The sequence below is a fragment of the Citrobacter sp. ABFQG genome, from assembly GCF_004322975.1.
Classification (GTDB): domain Bacteria; phylum Pseudomonadota; class Gammaproteobacteria; order Enterobacterales; family Enterobacteriaceae; genus Citrobacter; species Citrobacter freundii.
On sequence record NZ_CP036435.1, the window covers coordinates 4,687,045 to 4,699,978 of the forward strand.

Here is a 12,934-nt window from a genome sequence, read left to right on the forward strand (position 1 = left end):
CCTCTCAGGAATGGACAATATGGGTGCCCGTTTCGCCGCGCAGTGCGGCGGGCAGGCATTCCGGCGTGGTGATGATCACTCGTTTACCGCCACGCTCCAGAAACGCCAGGCTGGCAACAATCTTGGGTAACATGCTGCCCGGCGGGAAATGTCCCTCCTGCATGTAACGGGTCATCGTGGCGACATCCACCGTATCCAGCGCCTGCTGGTTAGGTTTGCCAAAATGAATACAGACCTGCTCGACGCCGGTGGTGATCACCAGAATGTCGGCACGGATCTCCTGTGCCAGCAACGCCGTGGAGAGATCTTTATCAATCACCGCATCCACGCTTTGGTAATCCCCCTGATCGCTACGCACCACCGGGATGCCACCACCACCCGCACCAATCACCACAAACCCCTGCTGAGTCAGCGTTTTGATCGCCTCTGCTTCAACAATACGTTTTGGTTCAGGGGAAGCCACAACCCGGCGGTAGCCACGCCCCGAATCCTCAACAAAGCGCCAGCCTGGATTGACCCGCAGCAACTCATCGCGCTGCACTGCGCTAAAGAACGCCCCGATAGGCTTGGTCGGATTAGCAAAGCCCGGATCGTTTTTGTCGACCTCCACCTGCGTGACCACCGTGACTGCCTTCTGCTCGCCGCGCCGCGCCAGACGGTTGTTCAGCGCCTGTTGGATCAAATAGCCGATGCCCCCCTGCGTATCGGCGACGCAGTTTGCCAGCGGGGTAAGCGGTAACCCTTCACGCTCGTGCGCGATTTCCGCACGTCGGAGATCCAGCCCCACCTGCGGCCCGTTACCGTGCGTAAGCACAATGTTGTAGTCCGATGCCAACATCTCCAGCACCGTATCCGCCACCGCCTTCACCGCTTCAGCCTGGTGCTCAATCGACTGGCTGGCGTTATCTTTGATAATGCTGTTGCCGCCAATGGCAACGACCACAAGTTCTTTCATAGTGTTATCTTCCGCTTACAGGCGATTCAGGTCGTTTTCGTCGGTTCCTGCTCAGGCGCAGTCACCGCTTCACGGCTATCAAGAACATGCTTGAGGACAAACATGCCGCTCATCATCAGGTAGGCCACAACAAACATCATCGAGCTGCCCTCAGCAAAGCCAACTGCCGGGGAGTGGATCACGCCAAACAGCGATAACAGTGCCCCAAAGGCTGCGGCAATCGCCCCGCGCAGCGGCTTATTCATAATGGCGAAGATAGCGACGCAGCCCCACAGCATGCTGGCCAGCGGCGCGCCGCTTCCCAGATGCACCAGTCCGTCGTAATAGACACCTTTGCTGTGCAGTAAGTCGCTACCCAGTTTCCCCGCGGATGTTCCGGCGGCGCCCATCACGCTGTTAACGATGGTCAATGCCCAGTTAGCGATCCACGGGAACAGGCAGATGAAGATAACGGGAACCTCGACTTTGGGCGTTTCTCGCACCACCTGGTTGGCGGTCACCACGCCGATAAACACCAGAATCGGCACTATCGCAGTCATCGGAATAATGGCGAGCATAAACGCGCCCAGGCCAAACAGCGGTACCAGGAACATGGTGATGCCTGAAGCGAGGGTATAGCCGATACTGGCGCCCATCGCTTTCCAGCCCGCATGCCCAACATACACGGTCACCGGGAACGGGTTGCCCAGCATGCAGCCGAGCATGGAGGCAAAGCCGTTCGCCATCATCACCTTACGGGTGTTGTACTCATCCCCCGCCGCGTGCGCACTTTCAATGTTCTCAAGGTCGAAAATGTAGTTCGCCAGACCCAGAGGAACCGCAGAAGCCAGATACGGCAGTGCATGCGGCAAACCTTGCAAGAAGCTGTCGACATGAATTTCCGGCGGGTTGAAGCCAAAGGAAGACATCGACGCTTTAATGGCCTCCGGGCTTTGTAAACCGGAGATCCACGCCAGGGCCGTACCGGCAATCAGCAGCAGCAAGCCGGTAGGAATGCGGGCAAAAATCGGCTTCTTACCGAACCAGTTAATGAAGATCAGCAACAGGACGATGAAAGAGACGGTCGGCGCTTCGAATGCCTGCAGCATCGGGTTCATCGCCAGCAGCAACAGTCCCAGGCCGGACAGACAAGAAAGCAGTACCGTACGTGGAATCATCTTGCGGATGGTCTCGCCCAGGAAGGAGCCGCCGACCAGGATCAACGCTTCGACAAAGCACCACACCAGGGCTATCTGGATAGCAAAGTTGGCATCTTTGGTTTGCTGATAAACCGGCATCAGTACCAGGAAGGTTACGGTAAAGATTGACGGTGCGCTCGGTCCGGACGGCAGCGCCGTCACGTCTTTACGCCCGGTGTGTTTTGCCATCTGCAGGCCAAACCAGGCGTAGCAGACGCTGGCCACCAGCACCGCCAGACCAAAGGCAGGCGCAATGCGACCATAGACAATTTCAGTAGGGATCCCGACGACAAAAATGAGCAGCCCCATCATTGTCAGCAGGTTAGTCAGGTTGTTGGTCATCAGCCCAAAGTAAGCTGCCCAGTCACCACGTTTCCATTCTAGTTTTATGCTGTTCATGGAATATCCTTAACAGGTTAAGCATCGTTTGCGATCGCGGAGATCGCCCAGCCCTGCAGGTAAGCAACGTTTTTCGCTTCGCTACTGTGGGGCTAACCGCGTTAGCCCCGATTGTTGTTATTGGCAGTAGCGGTCGCGCCAGTTGAGGATCGCCTTTTCAAAACAGGCGAACGGCGGGTGGACTATTCCGGCGCCGATCATGCCGATCCCCGCATCTTTGTGCGCAATTGCGGTGTTAATCACCGGCAGAATGCCGGTGCTGCCCACGCGCGTAATATCGATAGCGGTCGGTACGCCCATAAAACCCAGCAGTGGAATGGTGACGTTGGGGTTTTCGCCGAGAGTGATTTCACGCATCTGGCGAGAGAAATCAACGGCCTCTTCGACCGTACCCCCCACCAGTGCCACGATGGCCGGCGCCGTCGCCATAGCGAAACCGCCAATGCCGTAGGTTTCGGTGATCGCGCTATCGCCAATATCACGTCCGGAATCTTCCGGCTTGTAGCCCGCAAACATCGGGCCAATCACCTGCTGCGCCGGACCGGTAAACCACTGACCCGGTAAGCCGCTGATGCGCAGACCGAACTCAACACCGTTTCGCGCCATCGTCGTCACCACAGTGCTGTATTCAATGCCGTGGGCGGCGTCCATTGCGGCTTTACACATCGCCATCCAGGTCGGCCCGGAGAAGTAATCGCTGCTGAGGACGAACTCGAACACCTCACGCTGCTGCTCAACCGGATAACCGGTCTGAATAATCCATGGCGTCAGCGCCTGAATCAGCAGCGCCGTCCCGGCGTTGTTACGGTTATGGCACTCATCGCCCATGTGTAGCGCCTGCGCCAACATCAGGCGCAGATCGATTTCGCCCGCCAGCTTCATGGCATCGCGCAGCATCGGTCCCAGCACATCACGCATCCAGTTCAGACGATCAATAACGCTCTGATCGTTCGCGCCCATACGCAGGATCTTCGCCATCTGCTCGCTCATATTGGTATATGCGCGGTTGCCGTAGGTTTTGTTCTCAACGATGTGCATAAACATCGACGCAGAGGTCACACCCGCCATCGAGCCAACGCAGTCATGCTCGTGACATGGTGAGAAGATAATTTCACCCGAGGCGGCCAGTTCGGCAGCTTCATCCAGATCTTTCGCCAGTCCTTCAAACACCAGCGCCCCGGTTACCGCGCCCTTCATTGCACCGCACATTTTTTCCCAGCGGATCGGCGGCCCGGCATGCAGGATGGTGTTGCGGGTCATCCCCGGCACGACATTGATTGCCTGGTCATAGCCAATCAGCACCGGATGCGACTGGATAATACGTTCCAGCGCCTGCTGGTTAGCGGCAGCGATTTTGTCTGCCAGCGGCGAATCGGCAATCTCGTCCAGTGCAGCAACCACCTGCATGTTGCCCTGGCCCGGCGGCGTCCAGTCTAGCTGGGTCACGGGAACGTTCTGCTTTTTCAGGTCATCGCTGAACATCGCGATACCGACATTAATCACATTCAGCGGCTGGTTAAACAGTGTCTGGCTCATCAGGCTTCCTCCCCTTTACAGATAAATTCACGAGCCAGCAATCCGGTGTTGGTGCTACTGCTCGCCCAGATAACGCCCGCATCAGTCAGCATCTGACATTGTTTTTCCAGCGACGGCGTATCAAGATCGGTTCCCAGCACATAGCCGAGAATCTCAAGCGGACGACCGTCTGCGGCGGCGATCGCTTTGGCTTCAACGATCGCGTCGAGCATCACGCCAACCGGATCTTCATGCGATCCAAAACCAAGGACGAAGTCCATCACGATCACGCCGACTTCAGGATCGCGCGCTTCCTGCAACAGACGACTAATGCGGTTGGTGGGATCGATCATCGGGTGCGGTTTACCGTTGGTAAAATCGTCATCACCGAAATCGAGGAAGGTATGCGCCACGCTGCGGTTGAGATCTTGCAGGCGGAACGCCGGGTCCGGATGAATGTTGCTGTAAACTTCGGCATGTTTTTCCATGGCAGCAAACATCACCTCATCGCACAACGTGCCACCGCAGAACAAGCCACGGATGTACTTTTGTTGCGGGGTCAGACGGGCGCGAACCTCTTCAATCAGCGGCCAGTTGAGCGGATGCAGATCCAGGCTCTCTTTTTTCACACCGGTAAGTAGTACCGCTTTCAACGCCGCCTCTTTAGTACCGCGGGCAAACTGCAGGCCTTTTTCATCCGCAGGCGCGGCTTCACGTCCGAGGAAACACACCACCACGGGCTTATGACAGGCGCGCGCACGTTCCAGCACCTTGCGCGCCACCGCTGGCGCAGGAGGTTTGGAGATAAGCGCGATGATCTCAGTTTGCGGATCGGCCTCCAGCATGCCAATCGCGTCAAGCATCATCAGGCCGCCAATCTTCTCACTCAGATCGCGTCCACCGGTGCCAATCAGTTGAGAAATTCCGCCGCCAAACTCGTGAATGCGTACGCTCAGCTCCTGGCTACCGGTACCGGACGCACCAATAATTCCGATGTTGCCGCGACGCACTGCGTTGCCAAAACACAGCGCCGCGCCGTTAATGATGGCGGTTCCGCAGTCTGGCCCCATCATCAACAGTCCTTTTTCGTGCGCCAGTTGCTTAAGCGTCAGCTCGTCTTCAAGAGAGACGTTGTCAGAGAACAACATCACGTTGAGGTTATTTTGCAGCGCCTGACGCGCTTCACGCGCGGCAAACAGGCCATTGACCGAGATCACCGCCAGGTTGCTGTCGGGAACGTGCTTCTTCGCGCTGGCGAGCGTGGCATAGCGCGCTTCGTGCTGGCCACCCTGCTCTTTATGCGTAAACAGATCGTCAATCGCCACCAGCGTTTGCGCGTTTGCTTCGTCGCTCGCGCCTTTAATGACAATCATCAGATCGCCACTCTTCGCCTCTTCCAGCTCAGGCGTGAGCAGGCCGAGATTCTTCAGTACGCCCTTATTCATTTCTGTCGCCATAGCTACGAACGCCTGCTCAACACCATCGAGCTTATTTGCGCGCGTGGAGATAGACATCAGTGAGACAGAATCAAAATACGTGTTCTTTTTAACAACTATCCTGATCGACATAATTCCCTCCGGACCTGTGGCTCAGGGCGCAGGCATCCGCCATGCCATACAGCATGTCGCAGCCAGAACTTGAGCCAATATTTTTAATGTCAGTAATATATTGCGTAGAAACGGGTTGTTGCTCAGTAATAAATTGGTTCAGCAGCCGTCCGACGCTTTCCCGATAACGCTGATGAAAAGCTTCCTCTAACGTTATTTTGCTGAGTAGCGTCGTATTATTTCCGGCATATTGTAAAGCTGCTAAAAAATCTTCACGATATTTCCTCAGCGGATGTCCGGGAATAAATAGAATAGTGCTTAGGCCCACTAAATAATCATCCGATGAGGGCGTCAGACCAATCCCCAGACCAATTAAATGGCTGACCGCTGTAGAGATATTTTCTCCTGTACGCAACGCCGTCAGTAATGTTTGTCGGCGGTTGTGTAATTGACGGGTGATTTCCTGAAAAAACGGATTGTCACCCTGATACAGAAATAATGTGTCGTCGCTTCTTAGCTGTTGGCGGATAACCTCTTCCCAATGCTGCCAGCCGACTGCGGCAAGACTTGCTGCATCAGATGTCCACCGTGGTATTCGCCACAGCAGGCAACCGGCGGTTTCTATCCATTTATCATTGCCAACAACTATTCCCGACCCGCTAAAATTGACCAGCTCACCGGGATGAAACAGGTCTTCACAATGCGTCAGCGCCAGCCGACAGCTGTTAGGTGCGTTATCACAATCTTCACTCAGTAACGTCAGCAACCGCTGCTGTTCAGGTATCAACAGGTTTACCGCGTGGGAAAAAACCTGTTCAACCCGCCCCGTTCCCCGGAAAGTGAGAAACGCGCTGTCTGCGGTTAGCGCCCGTACGCATCGCCGTGATGGCGTAGCGATAATGGCGCTCCTGTGTCAGGCTCCGGCCGCAATCAGCAGCTCGGCAATTTCGTGGTACCCTTTCTCTCGCGCCAGTTCCAGCGGGGTTTTACCGTATTTATCCGTCATGTGCGGATTTGCGCCATGGTCGAGCAGCAGCTTAACGATCTCCTGCTGCTTCGCGCCACCGTCATTAAGTACGATGGCTTCCAGGAGCGGCGTCCAGCCAACAAAATTAGTATGGTTGACATTGATATCGGTACGCAGCAGCAGCTCACGCACGATCTCAACATGGCCTTTTTCGCTGGCTGGCGTAATACCGACACCGCCAAAACGGCTCAGACAATTAAGGTCAGGGTTAGCCGGTAATACCGTACGCAACAGCGTTAAATCATTCGTCAAGCAGCTAATCAGGAAGGGGTTAAAACAAGTTTGATCTTGTTTATTAATATCGGCACCCTCAGCAATCAATAAAGAAACACAGTCATAATGTTTATTCAGGCTGGCAATAATAATGGCAGTACGCCCCTGGCGGTTAGTGGCATTAATATCCACATTTTTTGCCAGACAGGATTTTAATCCATCGGCATTGCCCTGTTCTGCCGCCAGCAGAAATTCAGTAATGAGTTCTTTCTCTGACATAATCGCTCTCCTGCAGTTTTTTAGACTTTTTAAATATCCGATAACCTGAGAATAGCAACAGAGTGCAGAGAATAACATCCGCTTAAATTTCATTCATCGTAAGCGCATCGATTATTGAATCAATTTTAACAATGAGAACAAAACGTGCTGTAGTGCAATCTTTCCCTTATGGCTGGGGCCCTTTTAGCCACTAATCAGTAGTCCGGTGAATCAGGCGGTATGCTGCACGGATAGCGGCCTGCAATTAAAATACAGAAGTGTGATTGCCTTCAAATCAAATGTAAAACTAGTGTTAAATTTTGTTCAAAACTGATTGCTCTGTATAAGGATTACAAATACATTCAACAATCATCGTGTTGCGGATGCGCATTGTCGCCGGAGGGGAGAAAGATGAATTCAATATTTACCGAGGAAAACCTACTGGCGTTTACGATGGCTGCCCGCTACAGCAGCTTTAGCAAGGCGGCTGAAGAGCTAGGCTTAACCACATCGGCAATTAGTTACACCATTAAGCGCATGGAAATGGGTCTCGACGTGGTGCTGTTTACCCGCAGTACTCGCAGCATTGAACTGACCGAGTCCGGGCGCTACCTGTTTCGCAAGGCGACCGACCTGCTCAACGATTTCCACGCCATCAAGCGCAGCATTGATACCATCGCTCAGGGCATTGAAGCCCGGGTACGCATCTGTATTAACCAGCTGTTGTATACCCCTCAACATACAGCGCGGCTGCTGCAGGTACTCAAGAAACAGTTTCCAACCTGCCAGATAACCGTCACCACCGAGGTGTATAACGGCGTCTGGGATTCGATCATCAACAACCTGGCTAATATCGCCATTGGCGCGCCTGATACGTTACTGGATGGCGGCGGAATTGATTACACCGAGATCGGCGCGATCCGTTGGTCGTTTGCGATTGCCCCGGATCATCCCCTCGCCTTTATGCCGGAACCCATTTCTGAGAGCCAGTTACGCCTTTACCCAAACATCATGGTGGAAGACACCGCACACACCATCAACAAGAAGGTCGGCTGGCTGTTACACGGACAGGAGTCGATTCTGGTTCCCGATTTTAATACCAAGTGCCAGTGCCAGATCCTGGGTGAAGGCATTGGTTTTCTGCCGGACTATATGGTGCGCGAGGCGATGGAAAAGTCGTTGCTGGTGACGCGGCAGATCCACAACCCGCGTCAGGATTCACGAATGCTGTTGGCAACCCAGCATTCGGCAACCGGTCGTGTAACTCAGTGGATTAAAAAAGAGTTTGGGCCACAAGGGATACTGACGGGGATTTATCAGGATCTGCTGCATCGGGAGTGATGAACCGGATGGCTGTTATGCCTTCCGGTACACATAAGAGGATCAGGCACGGATATCGTCGTACTCGCGGGTTTTATCAAATTCATGTTTGGCAAACGGGCACAACGGAATAACTTTGCGGTTTTCAGCGCGCATCTTCTCTACCACTTTCGCCACCAGCTGTTTGCCGACGCCCTGACCTTTCAGGCTGGGGTCGACATCGGTATGTTCAATGATGCTCAGATGCTCGCCCGTCGGCACAAATACTATCTCGGCAACCTGGTTGCCCTCAGCATCATTGACATAAAACTTGTTGTGGCCTGCAAGAATTTCCATGGTCCCCTCACTCATTTCTGGCGATATTTCAGCGCACCGCTCGGACAGGTATCGATGACCTTGATGACCGTCTCGACATCCACTTCATCCGGAATGATCCACGGTTTACGTTTCAGGTTAAACAGTTTCGCGCTTCCCCGCACGCAATTGCCCGAATGCTGACATATCGCCGTGTTGAAATAGACGTCAATCTTCTCGCCGGTATAGGCCCGGTAACCTGCATCCAGTAGTTCCTTATCCACGACATTGCCTCACATTTTTTTATGTGTCTGGGTCTAATCATAGACCTATGCGAGGCTGAAGGAAGCTGCTGAAAGCAGAAATATCACTCGGGCCTTTTCTGCAACAACGGCTGCTGCTCTGGTGGCAAATACTCCAGCATCGCAGGCGTTGGCGGCGGGAGGCGGTTATCGGCAATATCCCTATCCACATCGATATGACTGATTTCGCCATTCTCATGATGGTGGACCGTCAGCACCCTCGCCTTGTTCAGTTCCGTAACCAGCTCCCGGGTAATACGCAAACTTTCTGCCAGCTCATGGTCTTCCAGCCCGGGTCTGCGACTGCGGCGTTCCACCCGAAAACGAAACTGGTTGTACTTAGCCCAGCCAATCAGCACCAGGCCGTTGACCAGGGCGACAAGGATATAAAACGTGACCGTATCCAGCGTGGTGAAAAAGGGTCGCACCCCCATATACGGTGAATGCGCCAGGGCCGTGATCAATCCTTTATAGATCAGGTATAAGAAACCAACCCAGGCGATGAGCGTCAACAACACATCGATAATGCGAGGCAGCAGACGCCGCTCCGTAAAGATCAGTGGCTGATTCACGATTCGATCCTCCCAATTCCACGGTCAGGACTCACCCAACGCGCTCTGCCGCGTTTGCGTTTGAGCATCACTTTCGGGAACGCGACCAGCGTGGTGAACAGGCTTAGCATCCAGTACACCACCGGGAACCAGATAATCCAGAACAACGAGGCGCCAATGCCTTTTTCATAACGTCGTTCAATCATCAGGCTCACCGCAAACTGCAGCAAGCACACCACGCCGAGGATAAGTCCGGTGAAGGCTGGCGGGAACAGATGCTGCACATACAGCGAGTCCGGCATCGGGATCATCAGCCCTAACAGGAACAGCACGATACTGATCGCATAGGCAAACGACCAGGCGGTAGAAAAACAAAACTCAAGAAACAGCGGCCACATGCGACGGAACTCCCACGACCACAGACGACGCATGTTAACGATAAACACCTCTGCACCACCCTGCGCCCAGCGCAAACGCTGCTTCCACAGCCCTTTTAACGTTTCTGGCATCAGGATCCAACACAGTGCGCGCGGCTCAAAGAATACCGACCAGTGGCGCAATTGCAGCTTCCAACTGATATCGATATCTTCAGTGATCATGTCCGGGCTCCAGTAACCGACCTCGGCCAGCGCGCGACGACGAAACGCCGCAACTACGCCTGAAACGGTAAAGATCTGCCCATAGACTCGCTGAGTACGCTTAATTAAACCGATAATGGAAGAGAACTCACCGACCTGCACACGGCCGATTAACGTAGAGCGGGTTCGAATACGCGGATTCCCCGTCACCGCACCAACGCGCGGGAACTGGATCAGCGGAGCCACAATATAGGCAACGGCATCACGATCCAGTAACGCATCGCCATCAATGCACACCAGGTAATCGCTGCGCGCCGCGGCCGCACCGGTCTTGAGCGCCAGCGCTTTGCCCTGGTTTTCAGCCAGATGAATCACCCGCAGGCTGGGGTATTCCACTGCCAGTTGTTCCAGCACGTCGTGAGTGTCATCCGTTGAACCATCGTTGATGGCAATCACTTCGATATTCTTATATCGCTGTGCCAGTGCGGCCTCAATGGTTTCACGCGCGTTGATCCCTTCGTTAAAACAGGGGATCAGAATGGAAACCAGTGGATTCCCCGGCAGGGTCGGTGGTGGCGTGTCATCTCCCCATTTCCAGTGACGTTCACGGTAAAACCAGAAATAGACTCCGCCGCTTATCCACAAAGCAGACATGAACAAAGGCCAGAAGAAGACGAAGTTCAACATCACTTCACCTGTAAAGATGACAGCCACGCCAAACGGCAGGCTGAACATCAGGCAAAGTATCAGGAAAGCAATAATGCGATCGGTCATTTTTGCGGATACCAGTATGAGGAGAACGTCGAGCGAATCTCTGACATCTCAGGTTTGTCGCTGATGAAATCATCCGGGTAATAGCCGTAGTTACCTGCACCGCTTAATTTCAGCTGGCGCATCCATTCGGCTATTTGTTTTCCGCTGATTTCAGCCTGATCCCCGGATTTACGCCAGTCTCGTGCCTGCAGTTCAAACACGGTTTTATCCAGCGCCCCAGGGTTTTGTGCAACGGCATTCACCAGTCGGTCAAGCCATGCGTTGGCATCATTGGCCGGGATCTGTTCCATGAATGGCATCGCCATCGGCGCCGTCCAGTCATAGGTATTGAGGAAATCATTCAGGTTTTGTGCAAACCAGGCTTCACTTTCAGGCTCCAGTACCGGCATGGCGTAAATATTGCGCGCAGTTTGCACCTGTGGACCGCGAATATTACGCACAGACTGGGTCAGCTGTTTGGTGAAGTCGATCAGCATCTTACTTTTCAGGCGCGTCCAGCGCTCGAACGCCTGAGGATTATTACGTATTTGCTCGATACTGCCCGGAAGCCCTGCGGCACGGTAGGCGGCTAACGCCTCCGGTGACGCATCTTCAAAGTCCGTCAGGAAAGCATCGTCATGAAACAAAATACCTTTGAAGCTGGCGTGCTTCGCCAGGTCTTCGTAGATTTCAGTGATGCGCTGACGCGCTTCGCTGCTCCAGGGTGAAAGGCGGACATAGTTCTCGTGATTGATAGCAGTACGTCCCGTTTTCGGATCCCATGCGGTTACGCGTGGAATAGACGCGTCGAGATCGAAAGCCAGAACCGGCATCCAGGCATATACCGTCACCCCTGCCCGCGTTTGTAATTGCCAGGAGATATAGTTAAAGAGATCGGCACGCATCGGCAGCCAGCGGTTGGGGAAATAGACCTCACGAATATTCCCGTCACCTTTAGGGTCGGCATACGCCTGCAGGAAGACATGAGAAATACGCATGTCATAAACGCGCTGGATCAGCTTATCGATATTTCGCTTCTGCTGAGCAGGGTCCTTGTCATACACGTAATCCAGATCGACATGCATCACGCGCATCGTCTGTGGCTCACGGACCTGAGCGACCTGACTGGCAAAGCGCTTAAGGGATGGGTTATCAGAGATCAGCACGCGCGGAATATCATCGAGAAACGCGGCATTCGCCAACCCTTCATTAAGCGTAAAGGCCATCTTATAGCCATGCTCTTTGGCCAGGTTTAACGTCGTGCCGTTGGCTGCGCCGTACGGCCATACCCACGCGCGCGGCGATTTCCCGGTCACCGATTTTATCTTGTTAGTGATCAGAGAAATATCCGTGTTTATACGTCGCGTGTACTGTTCGTCCGTTTCGTAAGTGCCGGTTTTCTTATCATACAGGCGGTTCGCTACCGCTGGCTCTTTACTCCCCTGTGGATTGGCCTCAGCGCCAAAGTGCGAGTTCCAGGTGTGCGCACCGACTTCCACCAACGGCGATTTCCCCATTTCTTCGACCATTTTCCAGGTCGCGAATTTATCTCGCGCTGTCATTAAGCCGCCAAAATCGACTTTTTTGTTGGCTGGCGCATCAACCCAACTGCCTACTGGCGCCCAGAGAGCAGGCCAGTTGTAGGCTTTCAGCAATGGCCAGACGCGGGTATAAAAACTGCTATACCCGTCATCAAAGGTGAGTAATACCGCTTTTTCCGGCAGTACAATTTTACCGTCATGGGCATCCAGAATTTGCTGCACGCTGATCGGCTGATAGCCATTATCACGCAGCCAGGCCATTTGGTCGCTCAACGCGCTGGTACGCACAGAGAGGTAACGCTGGTCGGCAGCACCATCTTCAACATCGTGATAACCCAGTACCAGGAAACTATTTTTCGGCCACTGATGATCCGCCGTCAGCGGTGTTCTCTCCCCAGGAGGAACATAGCGAGGCGTTGTATTGTGCGCGCTGCTGCACGCGGTAATCATCAACCAGCCAGCGATTAATGCGCTAAGCCACAGGCATCTTTTCAGCATGAACA

General features: G+C 53.9%; 12 protein-coding genes. 1 reads left to right on the forward strand and 11 read right to left on the reverse strand.

Annotation, left to right across the window (positions count from 1 at the left end; all coding sequences use genetic code 11):
* Nucleotides 1-4: 4 nt before the first annotated feature.
* The 6 genes from WN16_RS22955 to WN16_RS22980 all read right to left on the reverse strand — a co-directional run bounded on the left by WN16_RS22955 (nt 5) and on the right by WN16_RS22980 (nt 7,113).
* Nucleotides 5-955 (reverse strand): carbamate kinase family protein, encoded by a 951-nt coding sequence (locus WN16_RS22955; protein WP_016150935.1) that lies wholly within the window; start codon nt 953-955, stop codon nt 5-7.
* Nucleotides 956-981: 26 nt separating this feature from the next.
* On the reverse strand, nt 982-2,532 hold the full coding sequence (locus WN16_RS22960) for a hypothetical protein (protein WP_003840986.1): 1,551 nt from the start codon (nt 2,530-2,532) through the stop codon (nt 982-984).
* 117 nt (nt 2,533-2,649) lie between these two features.
* Entirely contained in the window at nt 2,650-4,068 is a 1,419-nt protein-coding gene (locus WN16_RS22965) for a DUF1116 domain-containing protein (protein WP_003033887.1), read from the reverse strand.
* Nucleotides 4,068-5,615 (reverse strand): acyl-CoA synthetase FdrA, encoded by a 1,548-nt coding sequence (fdrA, locus tag WN16_RS22970; protein ID WP_044699784.1) that lies wholly within the window; start codon nt 5,613-5,615, stop codon nt 4,068-4,070. The genes WN16_RS22965 and fdrA overlap by 1 nt, the downstream gene beginning before the upstream one ends.
* The gene (locus WN16_RS22975; RefSeq protein WP_003840990.1) at nt 5,593-6,381 is read right to left on the reverse strand and encodes a DUF2877 domain-containing protein; all 789 of its coding nucleotides are present in this window, start codon (nt 6,379-6,381) and stop codon (nt 5,593-5,595) included. Before WN16_RS22975 ends, fdrA begins: the two co-directional genes overlap by 23 nt.
* A 126-nt stretch (nt 6,382-6,507) precedes the next feature.
* Nucleotides 6,508-7,113, reverse strand: a complete 606-nt coding sequence (locus WN16_RS22980; RefSeq protein ID WP_003033877.1) for an ankyrin repeat domain-containing protein — start codon at nt 7,111-7,113, stop codon at nt 6,508-6,510.
* A 390-nt stretch (nt 7,114-7,503) separates the two neighbouring features.
* On the opposite strand from WN16_RS22980, the gene WN16_RS22985 reads away from it, so the two are divergent.
* On the forward strand, nt 7,504-8,433 hold the full coding sequence (locus WN16_RS22985) for a LysR substrate-binding domain-containing protein (protein WP_003033874.1): 930 nt from the start codon (nt 7,504-7,506) through the stop codon (nt 8,431-8,433).
* Between the two features lie 42 nt (nt 8,434-8,475).
* Here WN16_RS22985 and WN16_RS22990 read toward each other — a convergent pair whose 3' ends face one another.
* The 5 genes from WN16_RS22990 to pgaB form a co-directional block, all read right to left on the reverse strand.
* Entirely contained in the window at nt 8,476-8,748 is a 273-nt protein-coding gene (locus tag WN16_RS22990) for a GNAT family N-acetyltransferase (protein ID WP_003033869.1), read from the reverse strand.
* 11 nt (nt 8,749-8,759) lie between these two features.
* Nucleotides 8,760-8,990 (reverse strand): 4Fe-4S mono-cluster protein YjdI, encoded by a 231-nt coding sequence (gene yjdI, locus WN16_RS22995; RefSeq protein ID WP_003033864.1) that lies wholly within the window; start codon nt 8,988-8,990, stop codon nt 8,760-8,762.
* An 83-nt stretch (nt 8,991-9,073) separates the two neighbouring features.
* On the reverse strand, nt 9,074-9,580 hold the full coding sequence (pgaD, locus tag WN16_RS23000) for a poly-beta-1,6-N-acetyl-D-glucosamine biosynthesis protein PgaD (protein WP_003840995.1): 507 nt from the start codon (nt 9,578-9,580) through the stop codon (nt 9,074-9,076).
* The gene (pgaC, locus tag WN16_RS23005; protein ID WP_003033859.1) at nt 9,577-10,911 is read right to left on the reverse strand and encodes a poly-beta-1,6-N-acetyl-D-glucosamine synthase; all 1,335 of its coding nucleotides are present in this window, start codon (nt 10,909-10,911) and stop codon (nt 9,577-9,579) included. Before pgaC ends, pgaD begins: the two co-directional genes overlap by 4 nt.
* Nucleotides 10,908-12,929 (reverse strand): poly-beta-1,6-N-acetyl-D-glucosamine N-deacetylase PgaB, encoded by a 2,022-nt coding sequence (gene pgaB, locus WN16_RS23010; RefSeq protein WP_003846429.1) that lies wholly within the window; start codon nt 12,927-12,929, stop codon nt 10,908-10,910. The genes pgaC and pgaB overlap by 4 nt, the downstream gene beginning before the upstream one ends.
* Nucleotides 12,930-12,934: the final 5 nt, after the last annotated feature.

Bases quoted from the DNA above. Each gene is read 5' to 3' on its own strand.
- WN16_RS22955 (WP_016150935.1), bottom strand. From the start codon at position 955: ATGAAAGAACTTGTGGTCGTTGCCATTGGCGGCAACAGCATTATCAAA.
- WN16_RS22960 (WP_003840986.1), bottom strand. From the start codon at position 2,532: ATGAACAGCATAAAACTAGAATGGAAACGTGGTGACTGGGCAGCTTAC.
- WN16_RS22965 (WP_003033887.1), bottom strand. From the start codon at position 4,068: ATGAGCCAGACACTGTTTAACCAGCCGCTGAATGTGATTAATGTCGGT.
- fdrA (WP_044699784.1), bottom strand. From the start codon at position 5,615: ATGTCGATCAGGATAGTTGTTAAAAAGAACACGTATTTTGATTCTGTC.
- WN16_RS22980 (WP_003033877.1), bottom strand. From the start codon at position 7,113: ATGTCAGAGAAAGAACTCATTACTGAATTTCTGCTGGCGGCAGAACAG.
- WN16_RS22985 (WP_003033874.1), top strand. From the start codon at position 7,504: ATGAATTCAATATTTACCGAGGAAAACCTACTGGCGTTTACGATGGCT.
- WN16_RS22990 (WP_003033869.1), bottom strand. From the start codon at position 8,748: ATGGAAATTCTTGCAGGCCACAACAAGTTTTATGTCAATGATGCTGAG.
- pgaC (WP_003033859.1), bottom strand. From the start codon at position 10,911: ATGACCGATCGCATTATTGCTTTCCTGATACTTTGCCTGATGTTCAGC.
- pgaB (WP_003846429.1), bottom strand. From the start codon at position 12,929: ATGCTGAAAAGATGCCTGTGGCTTAGCGCATTAATCGCTGGCTGGTTG.